This is a genomic window from Micrococcus sp. HMSC067E09 (assembly GCF_001812555.1).
GTDB lineage: Bacteria > Actinomycetota > Actinomycetes > Actinomycetales > Micrococcaceae > Micrococcus > Micrococcus lylae.
Genome location: NZ_KV809408.1, coordinates 83294 through 100822, shown reverse-complemented (window position 1 = coordinate 100822; position 17529 = coordinate 83294). Strand labels below are relative to the sequence as shown.

Below are 17529 nucleotides of genomic sequence, written 5' to 3'. Positions count from 1 at the left end.
TCGTCACCGGCAGACCTGCGACTTTCGACGCCCCTCGCCAGACGTGCCGCCCCTCCGCGGAACCGGCCGGACTCGTCCTCGCCGCTCGCAGGGGACATCGCGCCGCGATTCCTCATCACTCGAACGGAAAGTCATCACTCCTCTGGTAATGAGAATCCGCGTGAGTGATGACTTTTCGCGTTTCCCTCCGCGCGCCGGGCACGGCACCGCGCCGTCGAACCAGAAGGATCGGTCACTTCGCGGTCGCCGGAAGCAGCCGAAGTCTCTGGTTCGGCGTGGGGGCGTGGGGTACGTCGGTGCATGGGGGCGGGGCTCAGACGCGCACGGCCTCCACGACCATCAACGCATCGCGCGACTCGTCGAACTCCTGCCGCTGCCAGCCGCCGGAGATCCGCTCCACCGTCAGCCCGGCGACCTCCAGGTCGGCCCGCACCTGCGCGGCGGACCGGAACTGCAGGTGCTCCTCGCCCTCGTGCACCGCCCCGGTGTCCAGGTCCTCCTGCCGCCACCGGTGCACCACCACACCCTGGCGATCCGGGGCAGAGGTGACCTCTGATTCGATCAGGCGAGCGGCCGTCGTCGTGGTCTCGGTGGGCTCGGCGTTCCAGCCCTCCCACGCGCGGAGGGCCGGGTTGCGGGTCTCGAAGGCGAGGCGGCCGCCGGGGGCGAGGCCGGCGGCGATGCGGCGGAGGGCGCGGTGCCAGTCGTCGCCGATGAGGTGCATGGCCACGTTGCCGCTCATGATCGCCAGGTCCGCGGAGGCCGGCTCGATCAGCTCGGCGGTGCCGCGCAGCCATCGGACCGCGTCAGCGCCGGGACGTGCCCGGGCGACCGCGAGCATCGCCTCGGCCGGATCGATCCCGACGACGGCCCGTCCACTCCCTGCGAGCGTCACCGTGAGGAGCCCCGTGCCGCAGCCGAGGTCCACGATCCGCCTGGCTCCGGTCTCCTCGGCGAGACGGCGGAAGAAGTCGTGGTCGGGCCCGTCCGGGTTCTGGGCGTCGTAGCCGGCGGCGACGGCCGGGTCGTCATAGGTGCGGCGGTTGGTGTCGCCGGGGGAGTGGGGCATGGGTGCAGGATAGCGGGCGCGACTTGCCCTGGTGCGGTGCGGCCGAGAGCATGGCGGCATGAGCGGCGAGACGAGCAGGACGAAGGCAGCGAACGTGGGTGCGGGTGCGGGTGCGGACGTGGCGGCGGAGGCGCCTGCTGAGACATCCGCGGACGCTGCGGCCGGCGGCCTTCCGGACCTGCCCGACGCCGAGAGGTTCCTCCTCGAGTTGGAGGACGTGCGGCTCGGCGGCTACGCCTGGTGGTGCGAGGGGGAGGCGCCGGCGGTCCTGCTGCTCCACGGGTGGGGCGAGGACGCCTCCGTGATGGCGCCGGTGGCCCGGCAGGTGCGGGAGCACGGCCTGCACGCGGTGAGCCTGTCTTTGCGCGGCTGGCCCGGCTCCACCGGCAGGGACGACTACGGCATCAGCGCGCCGAAGGACGTCGGCCGGGTCCTGGACTGGGTGCGCGGCCGTGCGGGGGTGTCCGGCGTGGTGCTGCTCGGCTTCTCGATGGGAGGCGTCATGGGTGCGCTGGCCTCCGCCGCGCAGGAGCCGGGGAGCCTGCTCGGCTTCGTCTCCGTGAGCGCGCCCTGCGACCTGCGGGACTTCTACCGGGGCACCGCGTACGGCGGGGTGCGCCGCTACTTCGACGCCACCCTGCAGGAGCACCAGTGGGTCGGCTGCTCACCCATCACGCATGCGGAGCGGCTGGGGCATCCGATGCTGATCGCCCTCGGGACGGAGGACACCATGACGCCGCCGGGCCACGGCCGGCGGATGGCTGAGGCCGTGGCGGACGCCGAGCTCATGGAGTTCGATGGCATGAGTCACGTCCCGGACGAGTCGCAGTGGGAGCAGATCCTGGACCGGATGGTGGAGCGGCTCGGCTAGGCCGGACTCGGGGCCCGCACCACCCCGTCGAGCCAGAAGGATCGGCTGCTTCACGCCCGCCGGAACCGGCCGAAGTCTCTGGGTCGGCGAGAGCCACCCGCCCCGCACACCTGATGTACACTCCCTGAACGGTGTTCACTGAACGCCGTGCATCACTCGAGTCTTCCCCAGGAGATGCCCATGGCCTCGACCGTCACGTCCCCGGCTTCCACCGACGCTCCGCGCGCCCAGCGCCCCGCGTCCCGTTCCGCCGGCCCCCAGCTGGCGCGCATCGCGGTCATGACGGCGCTGATCGCGGTGCTCGGCGTCATGCCGGGCATCCCGGTGCCGGGCATCGCCGTCCCCATCACCCTGCAGACCCTCGGCGTCATGCTCGCCGGCCTGGTCCTCGGCCCGTGGGCCGGTGCGGCGTCGGTGCTGCTGCTGCACGCCCTCGTCGCGATGGGCCTGCCGCTGCTCGCCGGCGGCAAGGGCGGCCTCGGCGTCTTCGCCGGCCCGACGGTCGGCTACCTGATCGGCTGGGTCTTCGGCGCCTTCGTGGTCGGCCTGGTGTTCCGCGCGCTCCGCGGCCGCACCGACCGCACCGGCCGCCTCGCCCTCGCCGCGGCGGTCGCATGCGTGCTCGGCGGCATCGTGGTGATCTACGCGTTCGGCATCCCCGGCGTCTCCCTGATCACCGGTGTCCCGTTGGACGCCGCCGCCCTCGGCAACGTCGCCTTCCTCCCCGGCGACGCCCTCAAGGCCGCCCTCGCCACCCTCCTCGTCGTGGGCCTCGCGAAGGCCTACCCACGCGCACTGCGTTGAGTACGCTCACCTCCGTGACCCCTCACCCCCTCCTTCCCGACGACGGCGCCCCACCCTCCGGAGGTGACCGCGCCGTCGTCGTGGACCACCTGACGGTGACGGCCCCCGGGGCCGGGCAGGACGCGGTCCTGCTGGAGGACGTGACGGTGACGCTGTCCGCGGCGCGCACGGCGGTGATCGGGGAGAACGGATCCGGCAAGTCGACGCTGGCGCGGGCGATCGCCGCGCTGGTGCCGGCCGCGTCCGGGACGGTGACGGTGCACGGGGTGGACGCCGAGCAGGACGTGAAGGCGCTGCGGCGGATCCTGGGGATGGTGTTCGCCAACCCGGCCGCGCAGTCGATCATGCCGACCGTCCGGGAGGACGTGGAGCTGACCGTCAAGGCGCTGCGGGACGATGCCGGGCGGAAGCTCGCCAAGGACGAGGTCGCCGGGCGGGTCGAGGCAGCGCTGGCCGAGCACCGGCTCACCGAGCTGGCGGACCGGCCGTGCCTGTCCCTGTCCTCCGGGCAGGCGCAGCGGCTTGCGATGTGCTCGGTGATGGTTGGGCAACCGCAGGTGGTGATCGCGGACGAGCCGACCTCGCTGCTGGACGGACGGCACCGGAGGATCGTGGCCGACAGGCTCCTCGGCGGGGCCGGGCGCGGCCGGTTCCAGCTGCTGCTGGTGACGCACGATCTGGAGCTGGCCCGCGACTGCGACGAGGCCGTCTGGATCCATGACGGGCGCCTTCGTGCCCACGGGCCCGCCGCACAGGTGGTGGGGGAGTACGAGCGGTTCCTTGATCAGGAGTTCGCGGGGGAGGCCGCGGGGCAGCCGCGATGATCTCCCTCTACGTTCCCGGCGACTCGTGGCTGCACCGCTGCCCGGCCGGGCTGAAGCTGCTCGCGCTGGCGGTGCTGTCCTTGGCGCTGATGCTCACGCCGCTGCAGGTGTTGGCCATCCCCGTCCTGGTGCTGCTCGCGGCGGTGGCGGTGGGGTTCCTCGTCGCGTTCGGTCCCGGCCGCGGTGTACGGCTGCAGGGCACGGACCTGCGTGGGATGTGGCTGTTCTATGCGGTGCTGCTGGCGTTTCAGGTGTGGCTGATGCCGTGGGGCGAGGCGCTGGTGGCGGTCGGGCGCGTGATGGGGATCGTGCTGTGCGCGCAGCTGCTGACCCGCACCACGCCGGTGACCGCCATGGTGGCCGTGGCCGAGGGGCTGCTGGGTCCGGTGCTGCGGATCCCCCGTGTCGGTCCGTGGCTGGCGGCGCGTGGGGTGCGGCCGGAGCGGGTCGGGCTGGCCATGGGACTGGTGCTCAGTGCTGTGGGGCACCTGACGCAGCTGGCCACGCAGGTGCGGCAGGCGCAGGCCTCCCGCGGGGTGACGATGGCGCCGTGGGCGTGGATCCTGCCGCTGCTGGTGCTCTCGCTCAGGCACGCCGACGACGTGGGCGACGCCCTCGCCGCCCGCGGGGTGGAGTGACGCGAGGTGGCCGGGGCCGGGGCGTCTGGCTGAGCCGGGGGCGGGGCCTCTGGCTGAGTGGGGGTGTCTGGCTGAGTCGGGGGCGGGGCGGCCGCCGGAGCCTCGCCGTTTTTCATCACTCGATACGAAAGTCATCATGCGAGGGGTGATGAGAATCGGATCGAGTGGTGAAGATCCGCGAGTGGTGAAGATCCGGAGGGATGGAGGTATCGGACGCCCCTGGACCTCGTCCCCGCCGTCTGGAAATGTCCGTAGTGCTTCACATCACCGCAGGCACACACTGGAGGCAGGAATCCCATGACGGAGAGCAAGACTCAGGCAACCTTCGCGGAACGGCCGGTCGACCGGCAGTACATCGCAGGCCATTGGCGTGACGGATCCGCCGGGGGACGCGCCCCGGACGTGAATCCCTTCGATGACGAGCTGGTCGCGGAGTTCGCGCTCGCCACCGTCGAGGACCTGGACGAGGCGTACCGAGCGGCCGCCGATGCACAGAAGGAATGGGCTGGCACCTCGCCTGCCGAACGCGCAGCCGTGATGCGCCGTGCCGCACAGATCCTGGAGGATCGCCGAGACGAGATCGTCGACTGGCTCGTGAAGGAGTCCGGGTCGACCGTGATCAAGGCGAACATCGAGGTCAGCCTCGCCGTCGGCATCACCGAGGAGGCCGCGTCCTTCCCCACCCGCGTGCACGGCACCATCCATCCGTCCAACACGCCGAACCGGGAGATGCGGGTGTACCGCAATCCGGTCGGAGTGGTCGGTGTGATCTCGCCGTGGAACTTCCCGCTGCACCTGTCACAGCGGTCGGTGGCGCCGGCCCTGGCCCTGGGCAACGCCGTGGTGATCAAGCCGGCCTCGGACACTCCGGTCACCGGCGGCACGATCATCGCCAGGATCTTCGAGGAAGCGGGGCTGCCCGCGGGCGTCCTCTCAGTAGTCGTGGGTGCCGGTTCGGAGATCGGCGACGCGTTCGTCACACACCCCGTCCCGCGCCTGATCTCCTTCACCGGCTCCACCCCGGTGGGCAAGCAAGTCGGTGCGAACGCCGTCCAGGGCGACCACATCAAGAAGGTCGCCCTGGAGCTGGGCGGCAACGCCCCGCTGGTGGTGCTGGACGATGCGGACCTGGACGCCGCCGTGGAACAGGCCGTCACCGGCGGCTACCTGCATTCGGGACAGATCTGCATGTCCGTGCAGCGCGTGATCGTGGAGGAGAAGGTCTACGACGACTTCCTCGGCCGCTACGAGGAGGCCGTGAAGTCGGTTCCCTTCGGGGATCCCCGTGACCCGGAGGTGCTGGTCGGTCCGGTGGTGAACGACCAGCAGCTGGAGACTCTGCAGAAGAAGATCGCGTCGGCCCGGGCAGACGGTGCGCGTGCGGTGGTCTCGGGTGAGATCGAGGGGCGCGTGGTGCCGCCGCACCTGTGGGTCGACGTCACCCCAGAGATGGAGATCGCCCGCGAGGAGATCTTCGGGCCCATGACGGTGGTGATGAAGGCACGCGATGAGGCGCATGCCCTGGATCTGGCGAACAACCACGAGTTCGGTCTGTCCTCGTCCGTGTTCACCCAGGACCTGGACCGCGGCCTGAAGTTCGCAGGTGGCCTGGAAGCAGGCATGAGCTTCATCAACGAGATGACGGTCCAGGACGAGGCCCATGTGGCCTTCGGCGGGGCCCGCAACTCCGGCCTGGGCCGCTTCAACGGCGAATGGGCGATCGAGGAGTTCACCACCGCCCATACCGTGGGCATCACGCGTCTGGTCTGAGTGCGCTCACCACTGGCTCCTGAGTGCGCTCACCACTGGCTTCCGAGACGGTATGCGCGTGACGTGTGTGGGGCCCGTGGAGAAGGCGAGGGTGTGAGCAGAGGTGGGTGCCGTCGTCGGGACATGGGAGGAGCTGGTGCGGGAACGTCTGGAGCTGGACCAGCTGGGCGTGGACCACAACGCCCTGCTCCGGCAGCGCGTACCTGGTGGACGGGGTGGTGCGGATCAGCGACTGGAGTGCAGTCGGGCACCCGTGCGCCGAGGTGTCCATGGCGTGAGGGCTCATGGCTGACGCGCCTTCTCCGAGGGCCGGACCCGGCTAGGCTGGACGCTCATGAGCACTTCGCCCAGCCCCGCCGACCTCACCGCCGCCTTCGGGCTGACCGAGGTGTCCGCCGACTCGCTCTCGCCGTGGTCGCCGGTGCACCGCGCCGTGTCCCCGGACGGTCGCGCTGTGGTGGTGAAGAAGACCGCCGGGCGCGCCGACGCCATGGCCGCCTGGACCCGCGCCCTCGCCGAGACGGGCGTGCGTGTGGTGACGCCGGTGCGGCTCGAGCGGTCGAATCCGCAGCAGATCGGCGAGGAGTGGTACGTCGTCTACCCGTTCGTGGCAGGCCGTCCCTATGACGCGGCCGCCGATTCCGCCGCGCTGGGCGACCTCCTCGGCCGCATCCATGCCGCCGAGCTCCCGGCCGACGTGCTCGGCGCCCTGCGCGACTACGAGTTCCCCGAGACCGGCCGCGACGACGTGGACGGCGACCTCGAGACCCTGTCCGAGAAGCTGCCGGAGATGATGGGTGCCGAGGAGGGAGCCCGCGCCGTGGCCGCCGTCCGTGCGCTCGCCGACCGCTGGTGGGACACGGCGTTGCCCACCCTCAAGGCCGCCGATGCCGCCGGCGAGCTGCCCCGCACCGGCGTGAGCTCTGACTACAAGGCGGCCAACGTGGTGATCGCCGAGGACGGCCCCACGCTCGTGGACCCGGACAACGGCGGCAACGAGCCGCGCCTGTTCGACCTGGCCATGGCCGCCGTGCTGCTGCACAACGAGTCCGCCTCCGCACCCGGCCGCCTCCAGGATGCGGGGGAGTGGGACGCCTTCGCCCGCGCCTACCTCGCCCACGTGGACCTGACCGAGAGGGAGCGCGAGCTCTGGCCGCACGCCGTGGACCACATGCTGTGGGAGGAGGGCACCTGGGCCCTCGAGGACAACGACGCCGACGCCTGGGCCGACCCCCGCCAGGGCGGCTACCTGCGCGCGCTCACCGTCGCGACCCCGGAGGACTTCCCGCTGCCGCGGTGACCTCCTTGCTGCGGCCAGCCGGGTCTGGGGGCTGAGGTGGCCCCGGTCCTCGGCGTTGCGTGTATCAAAGGTGAGCCGAACCGGGGTGAATCGGGGCGATCCGACCCAGGTTTGATACACGCAAGGGCTGCGCCGGGGCCGTAGGGCGCCGTGGCGGCCCTGATTCGCCTGATTCTCGGGCAAGGGGGTTGCATTCGGATCTAGGTACAAGTTGTACTTAGATACATGACCCCGCTTCCCGACGACGGCCCCGCGCCTCACGCAGACCACCGCCCCTGGCCTTCGGGCTGGGTCCGGGCGGCCTTGGAGCCCGCCATCCTGGGCGCGCTCCTGGGCGGGCCGCTGCACGGGTACGGCATCGGGCAGGTGCTCGCCGCCCGGGGCTTCGGCACGCTGCGAGGCGGCTCGCTGTACCCGGTGCTCGCCCGTCTCGAGGACGCCGGCCACGTCACCACCCACTGGGTCGAGGGGCAGAGCGGCCCCGGCCGCAAGGACTACGAGCTCACCGACGCCGGCCGCGCCGAGTACGCCGAGGCCGTCGCCTCGTTCCAGGCCCTGGCCGCCGCGCTCGCCGGCCTCGGCGACCAGGCCGCCACGGCGGACGCCGTCGCAGGGTCGGCCGGCGCAGGCGCTGCCGCCTCCGGCACCACCGCTCACACCACCGGCACCACCGAGGAGGGGACATCATGAGCACGCAGACAGATCGCATGAACCACCAGGACAGTCCTGCCCGTCGCGGCCGCATCGCCCGCCGTTCCGCCTCCGGGGCCCCCGTCTCCCGCGCACTCCGCGACCTCGTGGACTCCTTCGCTGACGTCCGTGGCCGCGAGGAGGACGCCGACTGGGCCCGCCGGGCCGACGGGAACCTCGCCGTCGCACAGGTCACCCCTGCGCACCGTCACCGGCTGCTGGCCCGCGCCCACTCGGTCGCCGTCGAGGCGCAGGAGTCCCTGGACGAACTCTTCGGCCTGCCGGAGGACTGGGCCGCGGAGGTCCAGGAGGAGGCCGCCGCCGAGGGCACCTCGCTCACGGACTCCTCGGCCACCTCGGCAGCGGACGTCTTCTCGGTCGGCTTCGTGCTGGCCTCCGTCGCCTCCGTCCTTGCCCTCGTCCTGACCCTCATCGCGGACGGACTCACCACCGACCTCTCGCTGGGCCTGTTGCTGCTGCCGGCGGTGATCGGCCTCGGCGGCGTGGGCGTCTTCTGGGCCTGGGACAGGCTGCAGCGCCGGCTGGCCTCGGTGGTCGCGTTCGGCGTGGTCCTGGTCCTGGCCGGAGCCCTCATCGCGCTGACGGCTCTGGTGATGCTGGCTCTCGGCGAGATCCTCTTCGCCGGCATCAGCAGCTTCCTCTGGCTCGCACCCGCCGCGGTCTACGCCGGCCTGGCCTGGCTTGCCGCCCGGGCCCTCCCGGACGCTGCAGCGGACCAGGGTGCCACCCCGCAGACGGACGACGAATGGGCTGCCCGCCTCGCCTATCTCCTGCGCTCCCGCGCGGACGTGCCGGAGCACCGCGTCACGGAGGCGGTCGCGGAGGCCCGCGCCCACACCGCGGAGTCCGGCACCACCCTCGCTGAGGAGTTCGGCTCCCCGGCCTCCTACGCCGCCCGCATCCCGCGCGATCGCGTGCACCACGCCCGCAACCGGGCTGCCGTCCTCACCGTCGCCATGGCTCTGGTGGTGGGCATGCTGTTCGGCGTCCTGGTCCCGTCTGGGGACGTCTCCTGGGTGCACTGGCTGGTGGTGGCCGGCGCATCCGTCTCTACCGGCTTCGCCTGGGCCGGCGCCCGCTCCGCCGCCCGCGACGCCCGGCAGGCTCGCGCAGCCGGAGCGTCCGCCCACACCACCACCGGCACCGCAGACACCACCGAAGGAGACACCCGATGAGCACCGCCGATGCCCGCATGGAGGATCTCCTCGCCCGCTTCACCAAGGCCCGCGGACTCGAGTCGGACAGGCGCTGGGCCGAAGAGGCGTTCGCACGCTTCGTGCTGGACGACGTCCGGGAGAACGTGATGGTGCGGGAACTCGAGGAGGCGGTGGCCGTCGTCGAGGTCTCGGGCACGCGCCCGGAGAAGCTGTTCGGCCCGGCCGCGGACTGGGCCCGCTCTCGCCGGGACGAGCTGGCCGAGGACGGTGAGGCGGTGCTGGCCGTGGAGTCGCCGCTGACGTGGCGGGCGGTACCGGGCAACGCGCTGCTCATCAGTGCGCTGTTCTCGGTCCCGTTCGCGGTGGTCATGGCGTTCGACGGCCTCACCCTCGACTACTCCTGGCCCCACCTGCTGATGCCGCTGGTGCTGGGAACGCTGATGGCGGTGGTGATCACGGTGTGGTCGCGCACGATCCTGCGCCGTTCCTTCGCCGCGACCGTGGCGATGACCGGTGTGGTCACGCTGCTCCTGGCGACCGGTGCGGCGCTGCTGTTCACGGGGTTGCAGGACGTTGTGGTGTTCACCGGGTCTGTGGCGTGGCTGCTGGCCGTGGTGGGCGCCTACCTGCTGCTGGGGCTGCTCGGGTTCCGGCTGCTGCCGCGGGACGAGAGCACGGGGGACGCCTCGGCCCAGGAGATTCCCGACGACGGCACCTGGGCCCTCGTGCTCGGCGGCACCCTGCGTGGCCGGTTGGGCTACTCGGACGAGCGTGCCCGGCAGATCGTCCAGGAGGCCCGTTCGCACGCGGAGGCCTCCGGCCGGACGCTGGCTGAGGAGTTCGGCACCCCCGCGGAGTATGCGTCCCGCTTGCCGGCGGACACCCGGCGCAAGCAGCGGCTCTACGCGGTGCTGCTGACCGCCGTGGCCGCGTACTGGGTGGGGATGCTCGTGTTCGAGTGGCTCTCCCCGGAGGAGACGGTGCAGTGGTGGCGTGTGGCCGGAGCCGTGCTGTTCCCCGTGCTGGCCGGTGTGCAGTGGCGCGGCGCCGTCCGGAAGCATGCTGACGGCTGAACGGAAATCTGGTGCGGATGCCGGCGCGGGCGCGGCGTGGGGCCGTCGTCGAACCTGCCGATGCGCAGTCGCCTCTGTGCGCAGGCATAGGCGGATACAGGGCCGCCCGCTAGGCTCACGCCCATGGAATCGTCACAGCGACGCACGCGCCGTGCCCGACGCGGCGGCACCCGACGGCGCCCCGGCTTCTTCCGGAGGCTGGTCGGGATCATCGCCGTGCTGCTGGGTCTGGCGGTCGCTGTCGGCGCGGTCTGGGTCCTGAAGGACATCGGCGACCCGCTGCGCGAGGCCGCGCTCGCCGAGGACTACACGCAGATCTTCGCCTGGCTCGGCGGCGGCCTGATGGCCTTCGTGGTCTCGCTGCTGCTGATCTGGGGCGGCATCCGCGTGCAGCGCCCGTAAGGGGAGAGGCGTGCGGAGCCGGGGCGTCCGCTGGGCCGGGCGCCGGCTGGGCCAGGCACGTGCTGAGCCGGGCACGCCCGCAGAAGGCCTGTGGACAACTCTGCGGGCCGGCTGGTGACCTGGTTCACTGGTCAGTGACCGGGTGACGGGCCCGGTCCGTCTGACCGGGAGGGGAACCAGATGCAGCAGTCCAACGCTGTCGCGCGCCTTGAAGCCGAGCGTGAAGCCGACCGCGAAGCGGCTCGCCAAGAGGAGAAGCCGGACGCGCCAGACGGGTACGACTGGGTCACGCCGGAATCGTGGGAGGAACGCAGGTCTGCGGCGAGCGGCTGCAGAGTGTTCGGCTGGATTCTCATGGTCGGCACCGTGGTCGTCGACGGCATCGCACTCTTCGCCAACCTTCTGACGGGCTTCATGTTCGCGGCGGACACCGGCGACTGGTCACCGATGGTCAGTCGCATTGCTCCGATCCTGGTCATCGGGTCGGCGCTGTTCTTCCTCGGGGTGCACATGACGGTCTATGCCCGTCGCTGCCGATGGCAGATGGCGTTCGCCGCCGAGACGGGGCTGATCCCCATGGTGAAGGCGCGCTGGGACTTCGTGGTGTCACTCGGCGTCTTCGGCGCGACCCTGGGGGCGCTCCCGTTCGAGCAGACCGTGAAGTGGGCACTCCGTGTCGTCCAGGATCCGGAGAGGACTCTCTCACCGCTCGGCCTGGTGGTGGGCATCGGCGTCCCGGTCCTCTACATGGGTGCCATGGTGCTGCTCATCCGCTGGGGGACTCGACGGCAGCGACGCTGTCCTCCGCTCGGCGACCGCGATCTCGCCGCCGTCGCCCCGCCTCCGTGGCTGGTGGCCGGGGCTGCGGGGCTGGAGGTCGCCGCCATGGTCGGCGTGATGGACGCCGTGCGCGAGTGAACGCGGGCGCGGTGGTCGGCCTGAGCCCGCCTCCCATTTCGCCAGCGAAAACGCCTGGGCGTGGATGGGGCGGAGTGTGGCTCATCGACGGGTCTGGTCGGCGGGGTGGGGGACTGAAGAGATGGACAGCCCATGAGTTCAGAACTAGTGTTGAATGACTTGCCGTCCGTCGTCCCGCGCCGTGCGTTGCCGCACGCCCCGGAAGGAGAAGGGCCCACGCTCATGGTGTCGACTTTGCCTGTCCCTCAGCACTTCCACTCGTCCGACCTGAGCCGAAATTCCACCGCAGTGTTCGACGCCGCAACCCAGCATCCGGTGCGCGTCAGCCGGCGCAACGCCGAGGACTTCGTGCTCATGACGGAGGCCCATGCGGAGGCCCAGCGCGAGCTGCTCGCGCTTGCCGCGCAGCTCATCGCGATCTCGACGGAGACCGACGGGACGCTCTCCGATCGGATGGCCAACCACTACCCCTGGATGTTCGCCCTCTCACCCGCGGAACGTGACGAGTGCGCCCGGTCTGTGCTCAACGCCGCCCGTGCCTCCTTCTCCACGCAGCGGCCCCATCTGGCGATGGCTGAACTCCACTCCTGGCGCGAGACGGCCGAGGCGATCGCAGCCGGCCTGGGCGAGGTCGAGACCGAGTGGCTCGAGGACGACATCCCCGTGGACCTGCCCTGATCCATGGCGAAGAACCCCCGGTTGCCCCGGCCGACGCGCAGTGACGAGTACGAGATCGTCTTCGCCAGCAACGCCGCCGCGAAAGGCTGGAGGGATTTGGTCGCCGCGCGCCGGAACCTCATGGTCGACGCTTGGGACTTCCTGACGAGGACACCGCACGCGGTGACGCCGAAGAACTACCCCCTGAAGGGGACTCTGGGGACGGTGGCGCTGGTCGCGTTCCTGACGTTCCTGGTGTGGACGAAGGGGCCGTCCGAGGCGGCGACCGTCTACTCGCTGATCACGGCCGGCCTGCTGGCGGTGCTGGTCGGCGGGTTCGCGCTGGGCCTGGTCGTCTCGTGGGGCCGCAGGGCGGTGCCGCCGCCGATGTCCGGTGAGTGGATGACCGCATGGCAGGGCCGCCGGGCCACGGAGCCGCCGCGGCGGGGCGTGAAGCTGGCGGCGTTCGTGTTCGGCATGGCGTGGGTGCTGTTCGCCGCGGGCTTCCGGGCGGTCGCGTTCCTGCGCGACCTGCTCCCCGGCGGGGGAGGCCTGCCCCAGGGCGCCGCCGAGGGGCTCGGCTTCAGCGTGGTGTGCCTGCTGCTCGCGGCCGGGCTGGCCGCCCTGGGCACGTGGTTGGTGCTGCGGCACCGGGACCGGCGGCCGCGGTGCTGACTTTGCGCTTGGGCCGTGCCGAGTGCTTCCCGACGACGGCACTCGCCTTCGTCTGAGACGTCCACCGCCGCGGGGCTGGCTTTCCACAGTGGCGCTGTCGTGTCCGCCGCCCTGAATAGTCTCATGAACCATGAGTGGGAACACCCGGAGCTTTCCTTCCAAGGGCGCGGTCCGTCGTGCAGGATCGACCATCCGCGCCTTTCAGCGAGGAGAAGCGGGGCTGCACGAAATGGACAGCGCGCTGACGGTCATCGAGGAGCACCGGGCCCGGCATGCCCTCCCGTTGGTCAAGGTGAACAACGGCCTCCGCAGGTTCTGCCGCAGTCTGGAGATCGACGGTGAGGTCACGCAGCGCCTGAAGAAGGTCCCGACCATCACGGACAAGCTGATCCGTGAATCAGGCTTGGACCTGTCCCGGATGCAGGACATCGGCGGCTGTCGTGTGGTGGTCAGTGACGTCCAGCAGCTCAGGCTCTTGGAAGCACGCATCCGGAAAACGTGGAGAGATCGCATCAAACGATCCAGCGACTATGTGTCCGAGCCACGGGAGTCCGGTTACCGGGCCGTCCATGTGGTCGTGGAATGGGACAGCTGTCTCGTGGAGATTCAGCTCCGCACTCCGCCGATGCACGCGTGGGCGCAGCTGGTCGAGCGGCTGTCCGGCATGACCAGGACCAATCACAAACAGGATGGGACGAGCATTCTGCAGAGGTACCTGGCGGTTGTCTCGCGGATAGACGCGTTTGCCGAGGGGCTGGCCCCAGAACCGTCTCAGGAGGACCTTGACAGCCTGGTCTACCTTGGAGAGGAGGCCATGCGTGTACTTCGCAAGGCTGGGCTCTGAAGGGAGGCGAACGGTGGAACCAGTGATCAACCACTACCTGCTCGTGTTCGACCACGCCCGTGACGAGCTGATCGATGTCGTTGAGTTCGGAACGGATGTGGAGTCCGCGACGGCGGCATACAGCGCCCGCGAACGGCAACATCGAGAGGACGGGCACATCGACATCGTGCTTGTCGGCTCGGACTCTCTCGAGACCGTGAAGATCACGCACTCCACGTACTTCGCCGGAGCCTCCAAGGTCGATCTGCGCAGCCTTCTTCGCCTGGACGAGCTCACCGCCCACCGAAGCTGAGCCGCCCGCTCACTCCCCGGTCTGCCCGTCGATCTGCTCGCGCAGCAGGTCCGCGTGCCCGTTGTGGCGGGCGTACTCCTTGATCATGTGGGTGAGGATCCACCGCAGGGATACGTCCTGGGCGCCGCCCCAGGCCGGGTGCGTGCGGGCGAGCGCTGCGGCCTCATCGTCTCCGAGCAGGTCTGTCACGATCGCCTGGGACTTCGCCACCGACTCCTCCCACAGTGCCCGCAGCTCGTCGGCGCCGTCCTGGTCCGCGGAGTGCCAGTCCCAGTCCGGGTCCGCGTCCCAGTCAACGTCCACCCACGGCTGCGTCGTCGGCCTTCCCAGCGCCGTGACCTCGAACCAGAAGAACTCCACGAAGGCCAGATGCTTGAGCATCCCGCCGAGGGACATGGTCGAGGCGTGCCCGTCCACCGTGCGGCGCAGCTGCTCGTCCGTGAGCCCCTGCGTCCGCCACCGGAACGTGGCCCGCTGGAACTCCAGGAACCCGAGGAGCGTGCCGGCCTCGCCAGCAGCGACGGCGGGTTCGGGCCGGCCGTGCTCGTCGAAGCCCAGAAACGCACCGTGCGGGACGGCGGGGACCAGGGGAGCGGGCTGGTCTGAGGAGCCCTGCCCCTCATTCCCGACGACGGCACTCGCCTCCGCATCGGAGGGCGCCTGGTTCTGGGGTGTGGTCATGGGGTGAGGGTAGATCAGTGAGCGGCGACGGGGGAGAGCTAGCTCACTATCGAGTCGGTTGTGGATGCAAGAATCGAATGCATGAGCGGATCGGCCTCGTCCTCGCAGAACCGTCAGAACGACCTCGTACCGGGTGTGTATGAACGACTCGAAACCAGGCAGGTTGCCAAGAACGTGGCGGAGGCAACGATGCTGTCTCCCACGTTCTCCACGGTGCCGGACGAAGCACTTCCTCAGCACCTGACCACGCACCTCACGGGCCTGATCCAGCACGCGTTCGAAGGCGCCTCGGCCAGGACACGTGAACAGCAATTGTCTCTGGCGGCACGGGTCGTTGACGCTCTCGGGGCGGACTATGAACTGGACAATCTCGTCGATGACGGCAAGATCCGTGTGCTGCACGAGCTGCGCCGGGCTCAAGAACCCATGGCGCCCCCGGCCGAACGACCTCAGACTCCGTTCTCTGATGTCGCTTTGCTGACGAATGGTCAGGCAGAACCCAGCATCGGTTCGGAGGTGAGGTATGAGTTGGCTTCCGCGGATCGTGTTGACCTGCTGTGCGCGTTCGTGAAGTGGCACGGACTGAATCGCCCCGGGTCTGGTGGAGGCTCTGATTCAACGGAAGGATGCAGAGCATGCCAGCACCACGGAAGTACCCCGACGAGCTCCGCGAACGCGCCACGCGGATGACCATCGAAGCCCGCCAAGACCCCGCCACGAGGTCTGGAGCGTTCCGCCGAGTCGGTGAGCAGCTCGGGATCAATCCCGAGACGCTGCGGAACTGGGTGCGCCAAGCCGAGATCGACGGTGGCCACCGCCCCGGGATCACGACCAGCGAGGCCTCTCGTGTGGCCGAGCTGGAGAAGGAGAACCGTGAGCTGCGGCGGGCCAACGCGATCCTGCGCTCGGCATCGGCTTTCTTCGCGGCGGATGCTCGAGACGCCCACAGCGCTGATCGTGGACTACATCGACGACCACAAGGACGAGTTCGGTGTCGAGCCGATCTGCGCCACACTCTCCGCAGCGGGCACGCAGATCGCACCGAGCACGTACTACGCCGCGAAGACACGTCCTGTCTCGGCCCGCCGTCTGCGCGATGAGCAGCTGCTCGCTGAGATCCGCCGGGTGCACGAGGCCAACTACGGGGTCTACGGGGCCCGGAAGGTCCACGCGCAACTGCGCCGCGAGGGCATCCAAGTTGCCCGATGCACGGTCGAGCGGCTCATGCGTGCCGCAGGGCTGCGCGGTATCAGCCGCGCGAAGGGTCCTCGCACGACAGTCCCGGGCCGGGGACCGGATTCTCGCGAGGATTTGGTGCAGCGCGACTTCACCGCGGCGGCCCCGAATCAGCTGTGGGTTGCTGACATCACCTACTGCCGCACCTTTGCCGGGTGGGTGTATGCCGCGTTCATCATCGACGTGTTCTCCCGCCGGGTGCTGGGCTGGCAGCTGTCGAAGTCGCTGCGCACGGACCTGGCGTTGGACGCGTTGGAGATGGCGTTCTGGACGCGTCAGCGTGCCGGCCAGGACGTGGCCGGGCTACGGCACCACAGTGATAGAGGAGCCCAGTACGTCGCGGTGCGCTACACCCAGCGGCTGGCCGAGGCCGGTGCAGTCGCCTCGGTCGGCTCGACGGGGGATTCTTACGATAATGCCCTCGCCGAGGCGTTCAACTCCCTGTTCAAGGCGGAGCTGATCCGGAACAGGGGCCCGTTCAAGTCCATCGAGGACTTAGAGATCGCGGTCGCGGAGTACATCGACTGGTTCAACCATCGTCGTGTGCACGGCGAGATCGGGCTGGTCCCTCCGGTCGAGTTCGAGGACGTCTACCATCATGAGAACCCCGTGCCGGCGCCTGCCGGGGCGGCACTTGCGAGCCTCTAACAAACCCGGGGCGATTCATACCGCCGGTGGCATCCTGAGCCCGGAACGAAACCCAGGGCACTTCACGGGGACGATGGTGGAAGCAGCGGTCAGCGATGGCTATCGCGTGCTGTGCATCGAGAAGGATGCGTTGTACGTTCCACTGGTTCAGTCACGGTTGGACCGTTAGCCGAGCCGTGGTCGGGGAGCTTCTGGCGACGAACGATCTTTGCCGTCTCGATGCCGTACTTTTGAATGGCGCCACGCCGTAGTTGTGAGTTCGGGGATATTCTGAGCTCATGTCCGTCTCTGAGTTGTCCGCGAGTACCCAGAACTATTTGAAGGCTGTGTGGGGTCTGACGGAGTGGTCGTCGGTGCCGGTGACTCCGACACTGATCGCGGAGCGAACAGGGTTGAAGCTCTCTTCGGTCTCGGATGCTGTCCGTAAGCTGTCGACGCAGGGTCTTGTCGAGCATGCTCCTTACGGTTCGGTGGAGCTGACGGAGACGGGACGCTCCTACGCGCTGGCGATGGTCCGTCGGCACCGACTGATCGAGTCATTCCTCGTCAGCGTCTTGGGCTACTCGTGGGATCAGGTGCATGACGAGGCTGAGCACCTCGAGCATGCGGTGTCAGATTTCATGATCGACCGGATCGACGAGTTCTTGAAGTTCCCCACCCGGGACCCTCACGGCGACCCGATCCCATCTGCTGACGGGACAGTGCACATCCCGGACGCGACGCAGCTGACCGGAGTCGGGGCGGGGCACCGAGTGGTCGTCGAGCGCATTTCGGACTCGGACCCAGCGCTCCTGCAGTTCTTCGAAGAGCATGGTTTCGTCATCGGATCAACACTGGAGATCGACGAAGGGGCGCCGTTCTCGGACGCATTGGACGCGCGAGTTGCGGGATCGGACGCCTCGGTAGCACTGGGCCGTTCGGCGACAGATGCACTCTACGTGTCTGTCGCGGCCAGTTGA

At 69.7% G+C, this 17529-nt stretch carries 20 protein-coding genes and 1 other annotated feature; of the genes, 18 read left to right on the top strand and 2 right to left on the bottom strand.

Annotated elements, in window-relative coordinates:
* Nucleotides 1–313: 313 nt before the first annotated feature.
* Nucleotides 314–1069, bottom strand: coding sequence for a class I SAM-dependent methyltransferase (locus HMPREF2863_RS00960; protein WP_070637293.1), 756 nt, complete (start codon nucleotides 1067–1069; stop codon nucleotides 314–316).
* A 58-nt stretch (nucleotides 1070–1127) separates the two neighbouring features.
* On the opposite strand from HMPREF2863_RS00960, the gene HMPREF2863_RS00955 reads away from it, so the two are divergent.
* The 15 genes from HMPREF2863_RS00955 (at nucleotide 1128) to HMPREF2863_RS00880 (ending at nucleotide 14005) form a co-directional block, all read left to right on the top strand.
* Nucleotides 1128–1940 (top strand): alpha/beta hydrolase family protein, encoded by an 813-nt coding sequence (locus HMPREF2863_RS00955; protein WP_083315134.1) that lies wholly within the window; start codon nucleotides 1128–1130, stop codon nucleotides 1938–1940.
* A 180-nt stretch (nucleotides 1941–2120) separates the two neighbouring features.
* Nucleotides 2121–2744 (top strand): biotin transporter BioY, encoded by a 624-nt coding sequence (locus tag HMPREF2863_RS00950; protein WP_070637291.1) that lies wholly within the window; start codon nucleotides 2121–2123, stop codon nucleotides 2742–2744.
* A 14-nt stretch (nucleotides 2745–2758) separates the two neighbouring features.
* Complete coding sequence (locus tag HMPREF2863_RS00945) at nucleotides 2759–3568, top strand: energy-coupling factor ABC transporter ATP-binding protein (protein ID WP_067191555.1); 810 nt, start codon at nucleotides 2759–2761, stop codon at nucleotides 3566–3568.
* A complete protein-coding gene (locus tag HMPREF2863_RS00940; RefSeq protein ID WP_070637289.1) occupies nucleotides 3565–4206 on the top strand; it encodes a CbiQ family ECF transporter T component in 642 nt (213 codons plus the stop codon). The genes HMPREF2863_RS00945 and HMPREF2863_RS00940 overlap by 4 nt, the downstream gene beginning before the upstream one ends.
* A 297-nt stretch (nucleotides 4207–4503) precedes the next feature.
* Nucleotides 4504–5976, top strand: coding sequence for an aldehyde dehydrogenase family protein (locus tag HMPREF2863_RS00935; protein WP_070637282.1), 1473 nt, complete (start codon nucleotides 4504–4506; stop codon nucleotides 5974–5976).
* A 334-nt stretch (nucleotides 5977–6310) separates the two neighbouring features.
* A complete protein-coding gene (locus tag HMPREF2863_RS00925) occupies nucleotides 6311–7276 on the top strand; it encodes a phosphotransferase enzyme family protein (protein ID WP_070637278.1) in 966 nt (321 codons plus the stop codon).
* Between the two features lie 225 nt (nucleotides 7277–7501).
* Entirely contained in the window at nucleotides 7502–7966 is a 465-nt protein-coding gene (locus HMPREF2863_RS00920; RefSeq protein WP_083315129.1) for a PadR family transcriptional regulator, read from the top strand.
* Nucleotides 7963–9162, top strand: coding sequence for a hypothetical protein (locus tag HMPREF2863_RS00915; RefSeq protein WP_070637276.1), 1200 nt, complete (start codon nucleotides 7963–7965; stop codon nucleotides 9160–9162). The genes HMPREF2863_RS00920 and HMPREF2863_RS00915 overlap by 4 nt, the downstream gene beginning before the upstream one ends.
* On the top strand, nucleotides 9159–10217 hold the full coding sequence (locus HMPREF2863_RS00910) for a hypothetical protein (RefSeq protein ID WP_070637274.1): 1059 nt from the start codon (nucleotides 9159–9161) through the stop codon (nucleotides 10215–10217). The genes HMPREF2863_RS00915 and HMPREF2863_RS00910 overlap by 4 nt, the downstream gene beginning before the upstream one ends.
* Before the next feature lie 123 nt (nucleotides 10218–10340).
* A complete protein-coding gene (locus HMPREF2863_RS00905; RefSeq protein WP_067191544.1) occupies nucleotides 10341–10619 on the top strand; it encodes a hypothetical protein in 279 nt (92 codons plus the stop codon).
* Nucleotides 10620–10799: 180 nt separating this feature from the next.
* Nucleotides 10800–11537, top strand: a complete 738-nt coding sequence (locus HMPREF2863_RS00900; protein WP_135103337.1) for a hypothetical protein — start codon at nucleotides 10800–10802, stop codon at nucleotides 11535–11537.
* A 288-nt stretch (nucleotides 11538–11825) separates the two neighbouring features.
* Nucleotides 11826–12215: a prevent-host-death protein gene (locus HMPREF2863_RS00895; protein WP_260050847.1), complete on the top strand. Its 390-nt coding sequence runs from the start codon at nucleotides 11826–11828 to the stop codon at nucleotides 12213–12215.
* A gap of 3 nt (nucleotides 12216–12218) precedes the next feature.
* Nucleotides 12219–12869, top strand: a complete 651-nt coding sequence (locus HMPREF2863_RS00890; RefSeq protein ID WP_067191538.1) for a hypothetical protein — start codon at nucleotides 12219–12221, stop codon at nucleotides 12867–12869.
* Between the two features lie 130 nt (nucleotides 12870–12999).
* Nucleotides 13000–13713, top strand: a complete 714-nt coding sequence (locus HMPREF2863_RS00885; RefSeq protein ID WP_082740069.1) for a RelA/SpoT domain-containing protein — start codon at nucleotides 13000–13002, stop codon at nucleotides 13711–13713.
* A gap of 13 nt (nucleotides 13714–13726) precedes the next feature.
* Entirely contained in the window at nucleotides 13727–14005 is a 279-nt protein-coding gene (locus tag HMPREF2863_RS00880; RefSeq protein ID WP_067191534.1) for a hypothetical protein, read from the top strand.
* A gap of 9 nt (nucleotides 14006–14014) precedes the next feature.
* Here the strand turns inward: HMPREF2863_RS00880 and HMPREF2863_RS00875 are convergent, their stop codons facing one another.
* Nucleotides 14015–14686 carry a DinB family protein gene (locus HMPREF2863_RS00875; protein ID WP_082740066.1) on the bottom strand — a complete coding sequence of 224 codons (672 nt, stop codon included), beginning with the start codon at nucleotides 14684–14686 and terminating at the stop codon, nucleotides 14015–14017.
* 81 nt (nucleotides 14687–14767) lie between these two features.
* On the opposite strand from HMPREF2863_RS00875, the gene HMPREF2863_RS11690 reads away from it, so the two are divergent.
* From HMPREF2863_RS11690 to HMPREF2863_RS00865, 3 genes are all read left to right on the top strand, one after another.
* Nucleotides 14768–15376 carry a hypothetical protein gene (locus tag HMPREF2863_RS11690; RefSeq protein WP_141756329.1) on the top strand — a complete coding sequence of 203 codons (609 nt, stop codon included), beginning with the start codon at nucleotides 14768–14770 and terminating at the stop codon, nucleotides 15374–15376.
* A protein-coding gene (locus tag HMPREF2863_RS00870) for an IS3 family transposase (RefSeq protein WP_087133700.1) occupies nucleotides 15322–16570 on the top strand; the annotation gives its coding sequence in 2 pieces (ribosomal slippage) (nucleotides 15322–15623 and nucleotides 15622–16570; 1251 coding nt in all). The genes HMPREF2863_RS11690 and HMPREF2863_RS00870 overlap by 55 nt, the downstream gene beginning before the upstream one ends.
* Nucleotides 15600–15730, top strand: a sequence feature (AL1L pseudoknot). (Overlaps the previous gene by 131 nt.)
* Before the next feature lie 278 nt (nucleotides 16571–16848).
* On the top strand, nucleotides 16849–17529 hold the full coding sequence (locus tag HMPREF2863_RS00865; protein WP_067191406.1) for a metal-dependent transcriptional regulator: 681 nt from the start codon (nucleotides 16849–16851) through the stop codon (nucleotides 17527–17529).

Excerpts from the sequence above, each read along its gene's own strand:
- HMPREF2863_RS00960 (WP_070637293.1), bottom strand. The coding sequence starts at position 1,069 with ATGCCCCACTCCCCCGGCGACACCAACCGCCGCACCTATGACGACCCG.
- HMPREF2863_RS00955 (WP_083315134.1), top strand. The coding sequence starts at position 1,128 with ATGAGCGGCGAGACGAGCAGGACGAAGGCAGCGAACGTGGGTGCGGGT.
- HMPREF2863_RS00950 (WP_070637291.1), top strand. The coding sequence starts at position 2,121 with ATGGCCTCGACCGTCACGTCCCCGGCTTCCACCGACGCTCCGCGCGCC.
- HMPREF2863_RS00940 (WP_070637289.1), top strand. The coding sequence starts at position 3,565 with ATGATCTCCCTCTACGTTCCCGGCGACTCGTGGCTGCACCGCTGCCCG.
- HMPREF2863_RS00935 (WP_070637282.1), top strand. The coding sequence starts at position 4,504 with ATGACGGAGAGCAAGACTCAGGCAACCTTCGCGGAACGGCCGGTCGAC.
- HMPREF2863_RS00925 (WP_070637278.1), top strand. The coding sequence starts at position 6,311 with ATGAGCACTTCGCCCAGCCCCGCCGACCTCACCGCCGCCTTCGGGCTG.
- HMPREF2863_RS00920 (WP_083315129.1), top strand. The coding sequence starts at position 7,502 with ATGACCCCGCTTCCCGACGACGGCCCCGCGCCTCACGCAGACCACCGC.
- HMPREF2863_RS00915 (WP_070637276.1), top strand. The coding sequence starts at position 7,963 with ATGAGCACGCAGACAGATCGCATGAACCACCAGGACAGTCCTGCCCGT.
- HMPREF2863_RS00910 (WP_070637274.1), top strand. The coding sequence starts at position 9,159 with ATGAGCACCGCCGATGCCCGCATGGAGGATCTCCTCGCCCGCTTCACC.
- HMPREF2863_RS00905 (WP_067191544.1), top strand. The coding sequence starts at position 10,341 with ATGGAATCGTCACAGCGACGCACGCGCCGTGCCCGACGCGGCGGCACC.
- HMPREF2863_RS00900 (WP_135103337.1), top strand. The coding sequence starts at position 10,800 with ATGCAGCAGTCCAACGCTGTCGCGCGCCTTGAAGCCGAGCGTGAAGCC.
- HMPREF2863_RS00890 (WP_067191538.1), top strand. The coding sequence starts at position 12,219 with ATGGCGAAGAACCCCCGGTTGCCCCGGCCGACGCGCAGTGACGAGTAC.
- HMPREF2863_RS00885 (WP_082740069.1), top strand. The coding sequence starts at position 13,000 with ATGAGTGGGAACACCCGGAGCTTTCCTTCCAAGGGCGCGGTCCGTCGT.
- HMPREF2863_RS00875 (WP_082740066.1), bottom strand. The coding sequence starts at position 14,686 with ATGACCACACCCCAGAACCAGGCGCCCTCCGATGCGGAGGCGAGTGCC.
- HMPREF2863_RS11690 (WP_141756329.1), top strand. The coding sequence starts at position 14,768 with ATGAGCGGATCGGCCTCGTCCTCGCAGAACCGTCAGAACGACCTCGTA.
- HMPREF2863_RS00865 (WP_067191406.1), top strand. The coding sequence starts at position 16,849 with ATGTCCGTCTCTGAGTTGTCCGCGAGTACCCAGAACTATTTGAAGGCT.